Source organism: Terrimonas alba (assembly GCF_042434975.1).
GTDB classification, from domain to species: domain Bacteria; phylum Bacteroidota; class Bacteroidia; order Chitinophagales; family Chitinophagaceae; genus Terrimonas_B; species Terrimonas_B alba.
This window is the reverse complement of record NZ_JBHMQM010000002.1, coordinates 736,086-755,539: the sequence shown is the minus strand read 5'-3', so window position 1 is coordinate 755,539 and position 19,454 is coordinate 736,086. Positions and strand designations below refer to the sequence as shown.

Annotated in this window: 13 protein-coding genes; 5 read left to right on the top strand and 8 right to left on the bottom strand. The window is 42.0% G+C overall.

Annotated elements, in window-relative coordinates; all coding sequences use genetic code 11:
• The first annotated feature begins 44 nt into the window (after nt 1-44).
• Together ACFEL9_RS08085 and ACFEL9_RS08080 are read left to right on the top strand one after the other, a co-directional pair.
• The gene (locus ACFEL9_RS08085) at nt 45-347 is read left to right on the top strand and encodes a hypothetical protein (RefSeq protein WP_385888157.1); all 303 of its coding nucleotides are present in this window, start codon (nt 45-47) and stop codon (nt 345-347) included.
• Nucleotide 348: 1 nt separating this feature from the next.
• Nucleotides 349-675 (top strand): cupin domain-containing protein, encoded by a 327-nt coding sequence (locus ACFEL9_RS08080; RefSeq protein ID WP_385888154.1) that lies wholly within the window; start codon nt 349-351, stop codon nt 673-675.
• Nucleotides 676-726: 51 nt separating this feature from the next.
• Here the strand turns inward: ACFEL9_RS08080 and ACFEL9_RS08075 are convergent, their stop codons facing one another.
• Both ACFEL9_RS08075 and ACFEL9_RS08070 read right to left on the bottom strand, forming a co-directional pair.
• Nucleotides 727-1,323: a Uma2 family endonuclease gene (locus ACFEL9_RS08075; RefSeq protein WP_385888153.1), complete on the bottom strand. Its 597-nt coding sequence runs from the start codon at nt 1,321-1,323 to the stop codon at nt 727-729.
• Between the two features lie 103 nt (nt 1,324-1,426).
• On the bottom strand, nt 1,427-3,691 hold the full coding sequence (locus tag ACFEL9_RS08070; RefSeq protein ID WP_385888150.1) for a Tex family protein: 2,265 nt from the start codon (nt 3,689-3,691) through the stop codon (nt 1,427-1,429).
• 134 nt (nt 3,692-3,825) lie between these two features.
• Here ACFEL9_RS08070 and ACFEL9_RS08065 point away from each other — a divergent pair, with 134 nt between their 5' ends.
• Nucleotides 3,826-4,590: a hypothetical protein gene (locus tag ACFEL9_RS08065; protein WP_385888147.1), complete on the top strand. Its 765-nt coding sequence runs from the start codon at nt 3,826-3,828 to the stop codon at nt 4,588-4,590.
• A 6-nt stretch (nt 4,591-4,596) separates the two neighbouring features.
• On the opposite strand, the gene ACFEL9_RS08060 is transcribed toward ACFEL9_RS08065, so the two are convergent.
• Nucleotides 4,597-6,906, bottom strand: a complete 2,310-nt coding sequence (locus ACFEL9_RS08060) for a TonB-dependent receptor (protein ID WP_385888145.1) — start codon at nt 6,904-6,906, stop codon at nt 4,597-4,599.
• 549 nt (nt 6,907-7,455) lie between these two features.
• On the opposite strand from ACFEL9_RS08060, the gene ACFEL9_RS08055 reads away from it, so the two are divergent.
• Complete coding sequence (locus tag ACFEL9_RS08055) at nt 7,456-10,416, top strand: SusC/RagA family TonB-linked outer membrane protein (protein WP_385888143.1); 2,961 nt, start codon at nt 7,456-7,458, stop codon at nt 10,414-10,416.
• Between the two features lie 138 nt (nt 10,417-10,554).
• Nucleotides 10,555-11,877, top strand: coding sequence for a RagB/SusD family nutrient uptake outer membrane protein (locus tag ACFEL9_RS08050; RefSeq protein ID WP_385888140.1), 1,323 nt, complete (start codon nt 10,555-10,557; stop codon nt 11,875-11,877).
• Between the two features lie 92 nt (nt 11,878-11,969).
• Here ACFEL9_RS08050 and ACFEL9_RS08045 read toward each other — a convergent pair whose 3' ends face one another.
• The 5 genes from ACFEL9_RS08045 to ACFEL9_RS08025 form a co-directional block, all read right to left on the bottom strand.
• Nucleotides 11,970-14,159, bottom strand: a complete 2,190-nt coding sequence (locus ACFEL9_RS08045; protein WP_385888137.1) for a copper-translocating P-type ATPase — start codon at nt 14,157-14,159, stop codon at nt 11,970-11,972.
• Nucleotides 14,160-14,213: 54 nt separating this feature from the next.
• The gene (locus ACFEL9_RS08040; protein ID WP_385888134.1) at nt 14,214-15,602 is read right to left on the bottom strand and encodes a hypothetical protein; all 1,389 of its coding nucleotides are present in this window, start codon (nt 15,600-15,602) and stop codon (nt 14,214-14,216) included.
• A 60-nt stretch (nt 15,603-15,662) separates the two neighbouring features.
• Nucleotides 15,663-18,233, bottom strand: coding sequence for a TonB-dependent receptor domain-containing protein (locus ACFEL9_RS08035; RefSeq protein WP_385888132.1), 2,571 nt, complete (start codon nt 18,231-18,233; stop codon nt 15,663-15,665).
• Nucleotides 18,234-18,316: 83 nt separating this feature from the next.
• Nucleotides 18,317-18,700, bottom strand: coding sequence for an HYC_CC_PP family protein (locus ACFEL9_RS08030; RefSeq protein ID WP_385888130.1), 384 nt, complete (start codon nt 18,698-18,700; stop codon nt 18,317-18,319).
• 8 nt (nt 18,701-18,708) lie between these two features.
• A complete protein-coding gene (locus ACFEL9_RS08025) occupies nt 18,709-19,443 on the bottom strand; it encodes a heavy-metal-associated domain-containing protein (protein ID WP_385888127.1) in 735 nt (244 codons plus the stop codon).
• Nucleotides 19,444-19,454: the final 11 nt, after the last annotated feature.

Sequence of the window (19,454 nt, the reverse complement as noted above, 5' to 3'; positions counted from 1 at the left end):
GAATTAATGGGATTGGAGGGAAGAAATCAACATGATGAAAAATTATGATTAGAAAGATTTCAATGCTCATATTAGTCATCCTTGTTTGTATACTATTTGTAAAAAATTTATGGAATCTTGATATAGCTGCGACAAAAAATAATGCATTGATGAGGCAACGGCAGATCAAGATTGAAGAAATGCAATCTATTGACTCGGTAAAACTGGAAGCGAAAACAGCTGTTCAACAATTAAGGAAGACTCATATCAAGCAGTCAAAGATTTCTTCAACATCTCTTTTGCTATTAACCGGAATCCTGGTAACAGGCATTATAATTTATTCAACTCCTGTGACCAGAAAATATTAGTATGCAACAAATAAAAAATATAACTCCTAAAGAATTAGCACCCGGCCTTAAGGGCTATTATGCTCATGGCACGAATATGACATTGGGCCTGGTGGAAATAAAAAAAGGAAGTCAGCTTGCTCAGCATCACCATCCGCATGAGCAGATCACTTACATCATAGAAGGACAACTGGATATGATAATAGGCAATGAATCCTATTCACTCACTGCAGGAATGTATTATGTTATTCCTTCAAACGTGCCGCACGGCGCTACGGCTATTACCGATTGTAAGGTGATTGATGTGTTTAACCCGGTAAGGGAAGATTACAAAACCCCCAACTCCTAAAGGGGAGTAAACGCAACTGCCGGTAACATTTAGTTGTCCACTGGAAATCCGTCAGGTGTTAACCAAACTCACACCTTCATATATTTCAGCTAATGAAACGGACAACTCAAGTATTCTGATACTTAGTGTATCCTCCATTTTTTTATACTCCTCCAGTTCCCAGTGACCGCCTTCATTAATGCGAAAGGCATAGACATTCAGTGATTCCGAATCAACAAGAATGTATTCTTTCAATGTGACAATGTCACGGTATAGGGCGAACTTGCCGCCCATATCATAATCCCTTGTGGATTTTGAAAGAACTTCGATAATAACCGTGGGGTTTAAAAGATTCCAGTCATCGTTGTCCTTGGTTTCAGTTTTACCACATACAACGGAAATATCCGGGTAAGTAAAGAGTGAATTTTGGGGGATATAGATTCGCTGATCACTATTGAAAGGTTTGCAGGATTTGTCTTTGAGTTTTTGCACTAATATTCCACTCAGGTTCATTGCAATGGTATTATGAGGAACTTTGGAGCCTGACATGGCAAAGATTTCCCCTTTATAATATTCATGCTTTTCTTCCGAAGTTTTTTCAAACTCCAGATACTCCTCGATGGTTAGGTTGCGTTTGCCGTAAGCAACGGCAGGTTCTCTTACTTGCATAGTTAAATTTACAACAATGCCAATAAGCCACCAATCCCTAAAGATGAGTAAAACATTTGCCAGTTACCTGCAACCTGAAACCGGTAACCGGAAACTATAAACATTAGTCCTTAAAATTCTTCTTCAACTCCATCAGCTTCGCCTGGAAAGGATTCAACGCTTCCGGTTTTTTATTTATAGGTTTCGCACCTTTTCCTTCTGACCGCTGACCTCTGACTTCTGAACTCCGCTCTCCTCCTCCTTCCTTCATCGACAAGGCAATTCTTTTTCTTGCCGCATCTACTTCCAGCACTGTTACCATTACTTTCTGGTTCAGTTTCACCGCTTCGTTCGGATCACTGATATATCGGTTACTCAAGTGAGAAATATGCACCAATCCATCCTGCTTTACACCTACATCCACGAAAGCGCCAAAGTTGGTGATGTTGGTAACGATGCCCGGCACTTTCATACCCGGTTTCAAGTCGTCCATGGTGCTGACGCCATCTGCAAAACGAAACTCTTCGATCGGTGAACGTGGATCACGACCCGGTTTTTCCAGCTCCTTCAAAATATCTTCGATGGTGTACTGTCCGATTGTTTCCGTAACAAAATCTTTTACTTTAATATCTTTTCTTATTTCGGGTTTTTGAATCAGATCGTTTACCGAGCATTTGAGTTTGGCCGCCATGGCTTCCACTACTTTGTAACTTTCCGGGTGTACGGCAGAATTATCCAAAGGATTAGCCGCATTCGGTATTCTTAAAAAGCCTGCGCATTGCTCAAATGCCTTTGGCCCGAGCATGGACACTTTCTTCAGTTCTTCCCGGTTTTTAAATCCGCCATTCTTTGTCCTGTACTCTACGATATTTTTTGCCACACTTGCACTAAGACCCGAAACATACGTCAATAAATGTTTGCTGGCCGTATTGACATCCACGCCCACATAGTTTACGCAGCTCTCTACTACCTGGTCCAGTGATTCTTTCAATCTTGTTTGATTGACATCATGTTGGTATTGTCCCACTCCAATACTTTTCGCATCGATCTTTACCAATTCACTTAATGGATCTAACAAACGACGACCAATACTGATAGAGCCACGAACGGTTACATCTTCATCAGGAAATTCTTCTCTTGCTACTTCACTTGCCGAATAGATAGAAGCACCGCTTTCATTCACCATAAAGATGGAAACCGGTTTGCCAAAATCAATACTGCGAACTAATTGATCAGTTTCTTTACTCGCCGTACCGTTGCCATAACCGATGGCTTCAATATTATATTTCGCCACCAGGTCTTTCAGGGTATGAATCGCCTTGTCCCATTCATTTTGCGGAGCATGTGGGTAGATTGTTGCGTAATGAACAAATGTTCCCTGCTCATCCAGGCACACGACCTTGCAACCGGTACGAAAACCCGGGTCGATAGCTAATACTCTTTTCTGTCCTAATGGCGAAGCCAATAATAACTGGCGAAGATTTTCTGCAAATACACGAATGGCTTCCTCGTCTGCTTTTGTTTTGCTCAGCATCCTGAACTCTGTTTCAATAGAAAATTTCAGTAATCTGCCGAAACTATCTTCTACAGCAATCTTCACCTGTTCAGCCGCCGCATTGGATGATTTAACAAATAAATCCTGTAAAATTCCCACCGCAGTTTCTTTCTCCACCGTGATCTCCATGATAAGGAATCCTTCTTTCTCACCCCGCCGGATAGCAAGGATACGATGCGATGGGCTGTCTGCTAATGGTTCACTGAATTCAAAATAGTCACGGTATTTCTGTGCATCAGCTTCATCTTTCTTAGAAGACAAAACTCTCGATGAGAACTTTGCCGTTTCCTGGAACAGTTTACGAATGGCATTACGGGCCTGTTCATTTTCTGCCACCCATTCGGCAATGATATCTCTTGCTCCCTGCAAAGCGTCAGGAGCATCTTTTACCTGTTCCGAAATATACTTCGCAGCTTCTGCATCTACGTTTACGTTTTCCTGGTCAAAAAGAATTTTAGCCAATGGCTCCAACCCTTTTTCTATCGCGACAGAGGCCTTGGTTTTTCGTTTAGGCTTATAGGGCAGGTAAATATCTTCGAGTTCTGTAGCATCCACACAATTTTCAATACGCAACTTTAATTCAGGCGTTAATTTTCCCAACCCTTCTATTGTTTTGATAACGGTCTCTTTCCTTTTTTCCAACTCAGCAAAATATTTGATCTTATCGATCACATCGGCTATTTGTACTTCATCCAGGTTGCCGGTTGCTTCTTTACGATAACGGGCTATAAACGGAATCGTTGATCCCTCGCTATGCAACTGTGCAATGCTGTCAATTTGTTTTAAGGAAAAGTTTAATGTTTTTGCAATCTCCTGCAGGTACTTTAATTCCATCGGTTTCACTTTTGGGGTAGCAAATGTAAAGGTAGCCCGAAAAGAAAAAAATTTGTTTTACTCACTTTATATGCCCATGTTGCCGGCTGTTTTGACAGCTTGTTTTATCTTCGAAAAAGACACTCTGCTAAATAATGCGACTAAAATACTTTTGCTTCTTCTTTTGTGTGCTGTTGTCTAACATAGCGATGTATGCGCAGGCCGACAACGAGATACAGGTGTATGCTTCCCCGACCATTCAGCATAAATGGACCATCTTTGAACTGCACAACAATTACACGTTCAAAGGCAGCAAGCTGCTGACCGATCCCAAATCGGCACATTGGTTTAATAAAACACTGGAAATAACCCATGGCTTTGGAAAAAATTTTGAAATTGGGTTTTATACTTTCACGGGTATTGCTCCCGGCGGCGGCTATCAATATTTAGGTAATCAGATCCGGCCAAGAATTACCGCACCGCAAAAATGGGAATGGCCCGTTGGCATCAGTCTCTCTGCCGAGTTTGGTTTCTTCAGGCCTGACGATACCACAAAATTTGTGTGGCAGGGTGAAGTAAGACCTATCATTGACAAAACTATAGCCAACTGGTATTTTGCTTTTAATCCCAATGTTGATTTTGTACTGACAGGTGAGAATAAAGGAGCAGGCATTGCGCCACAATTCAAAACAGTGTACACTATCGAAAAAAAGTTTGGCGTCGGCTTTGAATACTACGGTGGTCTTGGATCTTTCAAAAAAATACTGCCCATAGACCTGCAGGAACATTTATTAGGTCCGATGATCGACTTATATGTTCACCCGATGTGGGAACTAAATGGCGGCTTCCTGTTTGGCATCACCAAAAACTCCAATCAACGAATCATCAAATTATTATTGGGAAGAAGGATTGGAAAATAAGAAAGCTTATTTTTTTAATGTAAATCTTGCACCGGCAAACAAACGGATTCCCTGATTGGGCGCATACACATAAGCCGGATCAAAGGTTAAACCATACGGGTTTTCAGCGGTAACAAGAACTTTTCCGTTGGCATCTGTATCAACTTTTCCATCGCCGTTATAATCTATTTTTTTATCAAACGGATCATGTGACCGTGCAATAAGAAAAGGTGATTTTTTTGCAGGTGTCCAGTTCAGTAAATTTTTTACACCGGCAAATATTTCAAACCCATGATTCAACAATTTCGTGAATTGAAGATTTTGAATACTCCATACCGGAGAAGAAGCGGGCCGCGGATCTTTATCAGATATTAAGGGCAACCGCATTGGACCATAGATATTGCCGGTATAATCCATCGTCAGGCCGATAGCGGGAATCATATAAGTAATGGCCCAGGTTCCACTCCATTTTTCCGTTAACACTGGTTGCAATCTTGTTTTTTTCCCCGATCCATCTTCTTCCACTTTTTCGACATCCTGTAAGGTAACACCCAGCATACTTTTGAAACGATGTCCGACATTGAACTCTGTATTGAGTGTCGCACCCCTTGATGATGAATAACCTCTTAGATTTTGATAAATGATTTTATTAGGATCTGTATCATAATCGGGAATAATTTGATTGGTGAAATGGGAATACCAAACTGATGCATCCATGTTCAACGACACATTTTGCCAATTGAACTGCCGGGTATAATTCATGTTCACGTTGTAACTTCTTTCGGGCTTGAGTGTTTCTTTAATTTCGACAGCTCTTGCACCTGTCAGCGCAGCATGTTCCTCGGTAAATAAGCTCACCACCCTGAAACCGGTGCCTGCATTTATGCGTAACACTTGTTTATCCTTCATTGACCATTTCCAGGCAATACGGGGTGTAAAGATGCCCTTATGTACCGGGTGATGATCGTAACGCATTCCTAACAGCAGCAGGTGTTTTGTATTCAACTTCCATTCATCCTGTACAAAAACACCGGGTATGACATAGCTATCCGGCCGGTTATTTTTTGTGAGTGTATCCTGCGTAGCGGTTGAATTGTCATCATAATAATTATAACGAAGAGCAGAACCCAATAACAAACTATGGTTGCTGCCCACTTGCTTATCCCATACCGCCTGCCCGAAAGCAATTCGCTGCTTACCCATATATGGGGTAGTTCCATAATAAGAATTTTGATCGTGACTGGTAGCAGAAAAAGAAAAGAAGATTTTTTCATCAACCGGCAACTGGTAATTGCCTATCAACTCCCAGCGGTTGGTATAAATGCTTTCACCATATAAACTATCGCCGCCGCGGAAACTTTTGTTCCAGCGCATATCACCGCCCCAACGATCTTCATAGAAATACCTCGCTGCGAGGGTTGCGACACGGTTTTGTTTTCTTTCGAAACTCAGCTTATTAAAAACTGATACCCGGTGCTGTAGTGTAACATCCGTGAACTGATCGTTATTTTTATCAACCGGGTTTTGATAGTTAAAATAATTTACGCCCAGCAATGAAGTAGCTTTTTTTCCCAATTTGATTTTTGTACCGATGTCTACTGTATGTTCCCGCCAGTGTGTTGACATCAGGTTTACATTTAGCAAAGGTGCTTTGTCCGGCGATTTGGTAATAATATTAATGAGACCGCCAATAGCCTCTGAGCCATATAAACCGGAGGCAGGACCTTTTACAATTTCTATCCGGTCGATCAGTTGGGTAGGTATCCCAAATAATCCATACACCGATGCCAGGCTGCTGACAATCGGCATGCCATCGATAGTGATCATGGTATAAGGGCCTTCCAGTCCATTGATATGAATATCGCCGGTATTACAAACACTGCAATTCAATTGTGGTCTTACACCGTTTACATTTTGCAATGATTCAAAAATGCTTGGAGAAGGATTTTTCTTAAAGAACTGTGGTGTATAAACTTCTACCGAAACCGGGCTCTCTAACTTTGTAATGGCCCTCATGGTTCCCGTAACGACTACAGCATCTATTTCTTTTTGGGTTGGTGATAATAATATAGTCATATTATCCTTTGCAGCCGGCAGCATTTTTTTTAACTCATAACCAACAGCCGAAATAATCAATGAATCATTGGCTGGCAGCTGAATGGAAAATTTCCCCTGGCCGTCACAGCTCACCGAATATGACGAATCTCCCCGTTGAATAGTGGCGCCGGCAACCGGTTCTCCCGTTGCCACACTCAACACTGTACCGTGAATGGTGCGCTGTGCCCAAACATTTACACTAAAAAAAACACCCAGGAATAGTACCAGTATTTGTTTCATAAATTAAGAGTAACTAAACTAATTTTTAGGCTAGACTAAATATTTATTTAGCCAAATGTAAACAAAATATGGGCATTTGCAAGCCTGGGTGAAAAAAAATTCTGTACTGCTTTGCAGGATGCCTTCATGACTTGAAATTATTCATGCAAAAATTGTTATGATGGTGTTGCTGCTTAGATATTTCTAAGACATATAAAGGATAATAGTTGTCCGGCATCACCAGATCGGTGGGCGAAATTTATTTGACAGCTTACCCATAAGGGCGGAATTCCCTGCTTATCAATGATAATGTGAAGATAATCCGGCGATAAAAGATTTTAGGCCATTTTAATTTCCTAAGCAGCAGTTCCTCCTGCCCTCTTGTCTCTTTTGAAGTAATAATCCCGCCTTAGCTGCAAAACAGTTTGGAATTGACCACATGAGGGACCGATCCTAAGGTCGCATATACATGGATCCTGCCTAATCGCTCCACCCCGAACTATTTTGATATGTGACAGCTTTTTCGATCAGTCCTGTTGTTATTTATTTGTTCACTTCAAAATTAACAACATGCAAAAGTTACATCTTAGGCTATTTCAGTTGCTGATGTGCCTGCTAGCCCCTTTATGGCTATTTGCCCAGGTAAATGTTTCTGGTACCGTTACCAATAATAAAGACAATCCTGTTGAAGGCGCATCGGTAAGAGTGAAAAACTCTAATTTGGGTACATCCACAAATGCCAACGGAAAATTTAGTCTCACTCTCCCTGCTGAGGGTGGAGTGCTGGAAATTTCCTACATCGGATTAAAACCGCAATCCGTCCCTGTAAGCAATAGTATTGCTGATCTCGTTGTAAAGATGGAAGAAGACGTAGGCAACCTGGAAGAAGTTATTATCACAGGTTTGGCCTCCTCCGTTAGACGAGCCAATCTTGCCCATGCTGTCGGTACTATTTCAGCGAAACAATTGGTTGGTACCACAACACAGCCAACGGTTGATGGAGCATTATACGGCAAATTTGCCGGAGCAAATATTTCAGCTAATTCGGGGGCGCCAGGAGGTGGTATTTCTGTAAAGCTGCGGGGAATAACATCGCTGGTGGGCAACTCGCAACCGCTGTTTATCGTGGATGGCGTTTACTACGATAACTCCTCTATCCAGGCAGGCCTAAATTCTGTTTCCAAAGCAGCCGGCCAGGGCAGCACCGATTTCCAGGACAATCCATCAAACAGGGTGGCGGACCTGGATCCGGAAGATATAGATCGCATTGAAATATTAAAAGGTGCCTCTACTGCCGCTATCTATGGCGCTAGAGCGGCAGCCGGTGTAGTGATCATCACCACTAAAAAAGGAAAAACCGGTAAGCCAAAAATTGAAATTGGTCAGTCAATAGGCTGGCAAATGCAATTGAAAGAACTGGGACAACGCCAATGGGATACCACAAAAGTTCGGGCTGCTTATAAACAAGCGGGTGTTGATGTTTATAATGCAAACGGAGGAAAGATTTATAACTACGAAGAAGAATTATATGGCAATAATGGATTTATGAGCAATACCCGGTTAAGTGTCAGCGGTGGAAATGATAAGACATCTTACTATGCAGGGTTTACCTATAGAGATGATGAAGGGATAGTAAAACATACCGGTTATCAAAAAACGTCCTTTCGTCTCAACTTGGACCAAAAGGTTACTAAATTCCTGGATGTGTCTCTTAACGCCAACTACGTAGAGTCAGAAGCAGATCGGGGATTTTTCAATAACGATAATACGAGTACTACATTAGGCGTATCGTTTGTAGCCACCCCTTCGTGGGTTAATCTTTACCCCGATGCAAATGGCAACTATCCCAATAATCCTTTAGCGCCTTCTAATTTTATTCAAACCCGCGACCTGATGACGAATAATGAAAAAGTTAATCGCATTTTATTAGGAGGAAGGGGCACATTAAAAATTTTCGATACAGAAAAACATAATATCAAATTGATTGCGTTGGGCGGCATTGATTATTATACACTAAATACAAATGGCATATTCCCCGCCGTATTACAATTTCAAAAAGATGGTAATGGTACCAACGGCGCTTCTATTCGTGGAACAACTGTTACCCGCAATTCAAATATTTCTGCTATTGCCGTGTATGATTTCAAACCCGGCAATGACATGAAGTTTACTACCCAGGCCGGCATTAATGCTTTGAATGTCGATTTGAATACAATTGTCAATACAGCCACACAGCTAATTGGCACACAAACCAATATTGATCAGGCCGGTTCTTTACAGGCGGAACAAAACCGGATCATATCAAAAGACCGTGGCTTTTTTGTGCAAGAAGAATTTTCCTATAGAGATATTCTGATTGCCACACTTGGTTTAAGAGGCGATAAATCGAGCCGTAATGGAGATGCTGACAAGTTATATTATTATCCAAAGGCATCCCTGGCTTTTAATATTCTTCCGCTCACTTCCTGGGAAATCGTCAGCCAGTTGAAAGTTCGTGGCGCTTATGGTGAATCGGGAAACTTCGCACCTTTTGGCGCTATTTATACGTCATTAGTGCCCACTAATTTTAATGCCACTACCGGGTCCATAGTTGACGTAACCCGGGGAGCCGACAACCTGGTGCCGGAAAGACAAAAGGAATTGGAACTTGGTTTTGACGCCGGTGTCCTGAAAAATCGTATTGGCTTGGAATTCACTTGGTATAATAAAGATGTAGAGGACCTGCTGTTAAAAGTGGAGACGGCCAGTTCATCAGGTTTTACAAATGAATGGAAAAATGTTGCTGCTATTGAAAACAAAGGTGTTGAGATTGGTATAAACGCAGTTCCGGTAAGCAATAAAGACTTGAGATGGAGTCTTCAGGCAAATTGGTGGAAAAACAAGGCAAAAGTTACGCGGCTGGATGTGCCTGCATTCAATGACGGGGCCTTTGGCGCTACATTAGGTACTTACCGGATTGAAAACGGTAAAAGCCCCACACAATTAGTAGGTATTGGCGACCCTGCCATTGATAAAGTTGATCCTGTTACAAACCTGGCTGTGTATGGTGATGCGGAACCGGATTTCAATCTTTCTTTCTCTAACAATGTTGTGTGGAAAAATCTTGAATTATCTGTCTTAATGCATTGGAAGAAGGGTGGTGAAAATATCAACCTGAGCACATTGCTCAGCGATATTTTTGCTACATCGCCCGACTATGATAAAATATCGCAGGATCCAACCGGGCAAAAAACAAATGGTGCATACCGGCTTTCAATTTTGGGTGTTACTGCCCGGCCCTGGATAGAAGACGCCTCCTATTTCCGGGTTCGTGAAATAGGGCTAAGCTATACTTTACCCGGCAAGTGGTTCAAAGATATTGCCCGGGTAAAAGTTGGTTTTTCGGGTAGAAACCTGATCAACGTTTTCGACTACAACAGTTATGATCCGGAAGTATCCAATTTTGGTATTGATGCTATTTCAAGCAATGTAGAAGTAACACCTTTCCCATCCGCCAAGAGTTTTCATTTCAATGTGAGTGCTACTTTTTAATTGCTAACACCAAAAACTTGATTATGAAATGAGCCATGATCCGCCACGGCCGATCACTAACCTGGATGATTATTATGGCGAACCTATCTGCCGACAGGCAAGATTCCATTTGGCTAAAAAACAACAAAAAATAAACAAATGAAACAGCAAATTAAATTATACCGGTTTATCATTTTAGTGGGTCTTTTTTTCTTAGTCCTCATGTGGACGTCCTGTGAGGTTGAACCAATTTTAGATCCAAACAACCCCAGCATTAGCGGTATAACGCAAAATGCATCATTGGGAGAAATACAAAACCTGGTTGTAGGAACCGAAGCCACCATGAGAAATGATATTAACTTTTATTTCGATGGGGTTTCAGTGATAGGCAGAGAATATTATCGCTATTCTACTTCAGATCCACGATTTACTTCAGACCTGTTGGGCAAAGGAAGTGCTACGCTGGATAACAATACTTTTTATACCACTAACCCTTTCGATGCGCGGTATCGTGTTGTAAAAAATACAAATATTCTCATCGAAGCATTAACAAACACAAAGGCCGCTATTACTGATGCGCAACGAAAAGCTGCCATCGCCTATGCGAAAACTGTAAAGGCACATGAACTGCTGCTGGTGTTCAATCAGCAATATGATAATGGCATCCGGGTTGACGTGGCTGATCCTGACAATTTAGGGCCTTTCCTTTCAAAAGACGAGTCCCTGAATGCGATACAGAGTTTACTGGATGAAGCCAATGCTGATTTAAAAGGGAATGCTGCTTTGTTTCCCTTTTCAACCACATTGTATAGCAACACAGCAAGCGAATTTTCAAAATTTAACCGTGCTTTAGCTGCCAGGATCGCAATTTATCGCAAAGACTGGGCCCTCGCCAATACGACTTTGACCGAATCATTTTATGACTTAAATGGAGATTTCAAAAAAGGAGTCTATTATCTTTATTCAACAGCAGGGGGAGACTTGTTAAACCCGATGTTTTTCCCACTCAATACTCCGCCTGCTGAAGCCCGCGTAGTGCAGCCAACGTTTATCACAGATGCTGCAGCCGGTGATACGAGATTGAATAAAGCACCCAAACGCACTTCTACCGCAGCACAGGATGACTTATCAAGCGACTATGATTTTTTCGTTTATAAGTCTAATGTAGATCCCATTCCTATCATACGCAATGAAGAACTGATCCTCATCTATGCAGAAGTACAGGCACAGCTAGGCAATACGGCTAATGCCACATCAGCAATCAATAAAATCCGGAATGCGGCATCATTGGGAAATTATGGAGGAGCAACAGATCTAAACAGTCTTATTACAGAAATACTAAAGCAACGACGTTATTCTTTATTTGGTGAAGGCCATCGCTGGATTGATATGCGACGTTATGATCGCCTGAGCCAGTTGCCCATCGACAGGCCCGGTGATGATGTATGGCCACAGTTTCCACGTCCGGCAACTGAGTTATAAATTATGTAACAAAAGCTTTAAGGGATTTCATTGCCTGTTTTCATCACATGACTAGTAAGCCATGTGATGAAAACTTGCAGCATGTTTAAAACTCATTCGCCCCTCAAATTTGTTTTCAATAGCTGTGCATTAAAGGCAACGATGATTGTACTGAGCGACATCAGCACCGCACCCATTGCAGGGCTCAATATAAACTTAGGATAGAGAATACCGGTGGCCAATGGAATAGCAACCAGGTTATAGCCCACAGCCCAAGCCAGGTTTTGGATCATCTTATTGTAAGTGGCTTTCGCAAATGCGATCATCCCAACTATATCTTTTGGATCGCTGTTTACAAGGATAACGTCGGCTGTTTCGGCTGCTACATCCGTTCCCGAACCAACAGCAATACCTACATCAGCCTGGGCCAGTGCCGGCGCATCATTCACACCATCGCCTGTCATGGCTACTAATTCACCTTTAGCCTGAAACTCTTTTAGCTTTTCCTGTTTTTCATGCGGCAACACATTGGCGAAATAGCCATCCATCCCAAGCTTACCGGCAACAGTTTTAGCGATCGCATCATTGTCACCTGTAAGCAAATAAGATTTAATTTTCATTTGCTTCAGGTCAGCAATCGCTTCGGCTGAAGACTCCCGTACAGCATCAGCCAGTGTAAATATTCCTGCAGGTTTGCTGTCAATAAGCAGGTAATTAATTGTTTCAACCGACGGATCAACAGAAGAAGGAGTATTGGGAACAACCAGGTTGTTTTGTTTAAAATAATTAGGTCCTGCCGAAACAACCGACTTGCCGTTTACGGTTCCTGTTACGCCGATGCCCTGAATATAACTGAAGTCTTCGACGGGCCAGCCTTGCAAACCTTTTTCTTTTGCCTTTTTTGTCAAGCCATGTGCAATATGATGTTCAGAGTTTTGTTGTACCGACGCAGCATATTTCAAAAGTTCATCCTCCGTAAAACTGTTACCCAATGGGATTACCTGCTGTACTTCATGAGAGCCTTTGGTAAGTGTCCCGGTTTTATCAAAAATGATAGTATCTAATTTTCTTGCTGATTCAAAAGCGGTACGGTTGCGAATTAACAAGCCATGTGTTGCTGATAAGGTGGTAGAAATTGCAATCACCAGTGGAATGGCAACCCCCAGGGCATGTGGACAGGCGGTAACCATTACTGTTACCATCCGCTCTAACGCAAAAGCGAAATCGCCTTTCTGCGTCAACCAATAAATAAACGTGGCAACACCTACTGTAATAGAAACGATGGTTAGCCATTTGGCCACTTTATCTGCAAGGTTTTGTGTCTTTGACTTAGAAGCCTGGGCAGATGAAACCAACGTAATGACCTTGTTAAGATAACTATCATTACCCGTGGCCGTAATTTTCAATTTCAATGCACCATCGCCATTAATCGAGCCGCCAATCACTTTCTGATTTTTTTCTTTTTTCATCGGCACACTTTCCCCGGTTAACATACTTTCATTCACATAAGAGCTTCCTTCCATTACCTCTGCATCAGCAGGAATTTTCTCGCCGGGCTTCACAAGAACCACGTCGCCATTTCGCAAGTCTTTTAAACCAATGTCCACCACTTCTCCGTTCCTCTCCACATGCACCGTTGATGGCAACAGGGCAACAAGACCTTCCAGCGCTTTGGATGCGGCCATCTGTGACCGCATTTCTAACCAATGACCGAGCAACATAATATCAATCAGCGTGGCCAGCTCCCAGAAAAAATCCATCCCCTGCAAACCGAATACAACCGCAACACTGTAAATAAACGCTACACTGATAGCAAGAGCTACCAGCGTCATCATGCCGATGGCCTTATCTCTTATTTCACTTACCATGCCTTTCAGAAAAGGCATGCCACCATAGAAATAAATAAAACTGCTGAGCAGCAATAAAAAATATTTATCACCGGAGAATTTTAGTTCAAACCCCAACCATTGCTGGATCATGTGGGATAACAATAATACCGGGATAGTAACAAGCAGGCAGATCCAGAAACGTTTTAAAAAATCGTGGGTATGGTGACCCGCATGTTTGTCGTGAGTTGCATGCATTTCATGCTGCGCATGCATGGAGGAAGTTTCAGGTTCATGACGGCGGCTATGGGAATCATCACCATTTTCATTGCGTTTAACTTCGTCAGCCGGTACCAAATTCATTCCACACAGGGGACATTTTTCCGGGTTTGGTTTAATTATCTCAGGATGCATGGGGCAAGTATACTTCTGCTCCGGATGCCCGTGATGTTCGTCGTGATGGTTACTTTGTTCCATAAATAAAGGCTGTTACCAGGGTGTTCTGTAATTTCCAACTACAAGTTATTCGTATTAATGTTTATGAATACCAGGCCGTAGTTGAAGATAAACCTGGAAGCCGACAGGAATATCACCATAAAGCGGCTTCAATTCCTTTGCCGGAAAATTTATAGTCGCCTTTGTTCCGGCTGTCAATTCAAAAATACTTTTTTGTAATACACTTCGGTTATATCCAAGGGAAAACACATGCACATTGAACGTTTCATGCCCTAATTCATCCTCCAGATCGAGCTCCTCTGTTGACTTTTGCAAAAACTCGTATCGGCTAAACAATGCATTTTTTCCAAACTGGTAGTTGTCTTCCAGTAATAGCGAATGCTCTTTGTGATTCTCTCCTTTATCGTTCAAACCCCATATTAATGCAGCGCTGTAATGTTTATCGGTGCTGATTGATTTAGCATATAAGACAGATGCAGTAGTACGGGTGATATCAACGCCCGGCTCCAGCGCCTCAGGTTCTTTGATAAAACCCTGCGAAAATTGCAGTGCCCAGTTGGCCGTTGGGTTATACGACAAACGATAAGAATAGCTATTGAATCTTGCTTTATCAAAATCGTAACGATCTTCATCCGGTTCCCGCCCGGTAAATGACGAGCCTTCCACTTTAAAGTTTTTATACCGGAAGCCCAGGGTAGCTACTCCAAAGCTAATATGCGTGGCATCCTGCCAGTGATGCCCCAGCGGGGCATCGGGATTGTTCATCGATGATACGCGGTGCATAAATGCAGGTGAACCCAGGGCCGGTTCACCGGGATAACCGATATAGCCAAACACATCCATGTCCTTATTGATCATTTGTGTATAGCCAATACTCAATGCCGAGAAAAGATCATGCGGATGTTGCTTATCAACCAATCGCTTTCCATTCCATCTTTCACCTGACTGCAATAATAACGGGTAACCGTCACCTCCTTCTGTCAGGCGGTCAAGACTGATCATTGCAGTCAAGTTGAATAAACCTTTTTTCCCAACCTTTCTGTTCATCATTGTCATAAACCAATTGGGTGCATCGAATTTACCATCGCCTCTATTACCGCTGTTGAAAATATCAGTCTTAGTATAGCGCAGAAAAATATTTCCATGAAACATCCAGTCTGTTTTCGGCGTTTGCTTCATCCACATATACATCGGGCTACTGTCTGGGTTCCAGGAAGTACCTGAGGCATTGCGGTTCATGGAAAGATTCCTGGAAAAACTATGTGATGGGGTTGATTGCATGTCATTCATATCATGCGTAGTATGGCCTGCATGATCTGTTTCTTTCTTTACAGGAGCTTTCTTTTTTACTGTGCTCTTTTTAGCAGGCACTGTATCTTTTACCGGTTGATGATGTTCATGTTGAGAAAAAACCGGCTGGATCGAAAAAAACAATCCGGTTATCAATATCAAAAGACTTTTCATTTGCAATATTTTTTTCAGTTAATAATTTTAAAAAGCTTAATCAATTTTATAATTCCCTGTTTACTTTATTTTATACCTCCATCCTATGTAGAACAGTCTTCCACTTACAGGTCCCCAGACCATGGATGCATCAAAATGAGGGCCGAAAGGCTGATCCGCAGCTATAATAGCATCTTTCTGAAAAAAGTTGGTGAGGTTTTCACCACCAACATATAAGTCAAAGGGGCGTTTTTTCCCAAAGGTTTTGCTTACCTGTGCATTCATCAAAAAATAATCAGGGGATTTTGTTCCACGCTGGTATACTTCAGGATTGCCATTGGTCCTTGTTATTCTTTTACTGCTGTTGTAGTTGATGGTATAATCAAATTTCCATCCATTCAGATCATAAGCGAGGTTGGCAAATGCCCTGTGAGGCGAGGTAAACGGTTTCTGCAATAGCTTATCACCATAAGTTGTTTTCACATCGAAATAGCGATAAGCCAGCCTGACATCCAGCTTTCTTACCGGTTCCATATTCAGTTCAGCCTGGAAACTGTTGGAGTACGATTTTCCCTGCAGGTTATAAAAATTTACTTCCCTGATATTTTCCATATCAACCACTACCTGTTTATCAAAATCATTGCGGAAATAATCGACACTAATCATTGCATCACGCTGAAACAGTTTTAACTTCTGATCGATAGTGATGCCCTTGTTCCAGGCCACTTCGGGATCCAGGCCATAGGCTTTACCAGTCAAAGCTCCAATAATGTTTACCTGTCTTGCACTCACAAACAATCCTGAATTTTCCGCGAAAATATTAGCAGTGCGCTGACCTCTGCCTGCACTAAAGCGAACAGTAGTACCTCTCACCGGTTCAAAACGGACATGCAGACGTGGTGTGGCAAACCAACCAAACAAACTGTTATGATCGGCCCGCAAACCCGCTACAACATTTAGTTTCTCCACAGGTGTATAAGTATATTCAAAAAAGGCACCCGCCACCTTTTCGGTTCTTTTGTATGCGTTTGCATTAAATATTTCATCGTAGTTATCGGCTACAAAACTCATCCCCGTTCTGAATTTATGCGCTGTGGTACCAATGATGGATTGGTAAATAAGATTGGCATAAAAATTCTTTTGTTCCGCGTTGTAAGTTGTTAACCCAAAATAAGAATCCTGGTCATGCTGAAAAGCCGACAATTGCAAACCAATACTCTTGTATTTTTTGCCCGGGAATACATAACCAATTTTTGCAAAGCCTTCATATCGCCGGGTATCAATTCCCAGCCCGTAATGATGGGTTGAAAATTTATGCTCCCGGGGTTTAAACATCACATCACCACCGGTTCTTGTATCATCTAAAAACTTTACGCCAATTTGTGCCATGAAACCTTTATTGTCTTCATATTTCCAGCGATTGATGGCACTGAACAAATTTCCAACAGGCAGATCACGAAAACCATCCTTATTAAAATCGATTTCCTTATTGTTAAGAAAAGCATTATGCAACAATAAGGCAGTGCTCCATTTCTTGCCGATCTTTTGCGAAAGAGTCAGGTTCAGATCGGTTTTGCCCATATTATTGACGTAGGCGTTGGCATAAAGCTTTTCCATTTTTTCAGGCTTTCTTAATTCTACATTAATCTGCCCTGCTATGCTTTCGTAGCCGTTTGCAACCGATCCAATTCCTTTGGTTAACTGTATCGATTCTACCCAGGGGCCGGCGATGGTGCTTAAACCCATTGGCGTAGCAATACCTCTTGGTCCGGGTAAATTTTCAACCGTAAGTTGGGTGTAATTGCCACTCAAACCCAATAGCTGAATTTGTTTGGCCCCTGTCACTGCATCGCTATACGAAACATCAACAGAAGGATTGGTCTCAAAACTTTCACTCAGGTTGCAACAGGCCGCTTTGAATAACTCTTTTTCTGTCATTACTTGTGTGCGGATGGGATTGATAGCAGATAAATATGTTGCCTTCTGCCTTGCTGTAATTTTAACCTCGCCCAATTGATTGCCCGACGCTAATACCACCATCAGGCTCCTGCCGCCGGTCACCATGATCGTATCAGGCTTGTACCCTACATAACTTATGACAAGACGATCGGAAGCTCCGTCCTGTTTAATTTTAAATACACCAGAAGAATCTGTCATAGTTCCATTTCCGGTATTCATCCAATTTACACTGGCTCCCTGCAATGGTTTAAACACCCCCTTTTTATCTTCCTGCAGCACCACACCTTTCACGGGGTCAGGCACATTATTCGCTCCGCTTGTGACCTCGCCTTCTGTTTCCCGGTAATGGCAGCAAGCGGGCAGTTCATTGTACACAGCATCATTTGCTTTTCCCAATTCGGTATCATGACCTGCTGCTGCTATGCGTCTATGGACTTTTTCAAGTGTAGTAGCTGATGGTTCATACACCAGCGACAGAATTTTCGTATTTACATCCCAGCTGGCGGAGCTTATCCCTTTTCCTTTGGCGGCCTCTTCAATACGATGCTTACACATTTCGCAGGCGCCCTGCACTTTTAAAAAAGCAGTATTATCTTTTGTTACTGTAGTTTTCTTGCTTTCCTGCGAATAAGAAAGGTGATTTGCAAGCAGGAGCAATACAATAACTGCAGCGATATATTTAAACAATTTCATTGTATGTTTTTTGATTTTATTAAATATGATTTACAGGCAAGCATTCATAGATGCATGCATAAGAGTCTGATAAATCACCAAAATCAATTTCTGTAGATACAATGTTTTTTATAGAGTGGAACAGAGGAACCAGGAGAAGAAAGGGTTTGCCGATAACCGAAACCGCAATTATCAACAATGGAGGCAACGGGAGAAAATTCATCCCTGGATGGTTCTTCAGTGAAACTTTTAAACTTTACCAGGGAAGGTGGCTCGTTTTTATAATCTGTCTTAATTTTAAACTCCACCTGCCTGTCATCACAACAGCCTTTCTTTTTGATATTGTCCTTCACCCCGCAGCCGTGGTCATTGGCAGGCATAAATTTTACTGTATCAACCTTACCGCAGCAATAGTGAACATGCAAGGTCATTCCAAAAGAAGAAAGACCGTAGCCCAACAAGAGTAATATGACAATTAGTTTTTTCATCCTGTGTTTTATAACATGACTACGATCATAATCGCACTCATCGCCACCATCAATAAGTCTTCAAACAATGTCACTTTGCTGAGTGGTAGTTTAATAACGGTACCTAAACATGCACATTGAAAAGTTGTTTTTTTCAACAAACTTTGAATGACGCCAATGCTGCTTACTCCCATTATAATCAGTGTTGCAATATTTGTACCTACCGGAGCAAAACCGGTAAAAAAGGAAATACCGAGAAGCAGTTCAACAAAAGGATAAAGAAATCCCCACGCCGGTATCTTTTTTGCCACGATATCATAGGTTTGATAACCCGCCGCGAAGCCTTTCAGGTTCATCAGCTTGAAAAAGGAAAACACCAAAAAGAAGCCTGCCATAAAATGGCTCATCCATTGCATCCAGTTAAATGACCCCTGCACATATTGTATCAACAAGGTAATTCCGGCGATGTAGCCAAAGATCAGGAAAATGGGCAGGTAAGATTTTCCCTCCTCTACGTCGGCCACCGATGACTGCATAGCTGTTGCCATAGCATTACCATCTTCGGCAATGGAATAATTCCCGGCTTTGTTTACTGCCTGTTGTAATACAGCCGTTGAAACATGCTTACTCATTGTAATAGTCGCTTGTGGCGATTGTAATTGTACATCTGCTGATAAAATATCGCCCAACTTTAATAATTCGCTTTTGACCCTTGCTACACAACTGCCGCAGGTCATCCCGGTAATCTTGTATTCGTGTGTCATACTATTGTTAT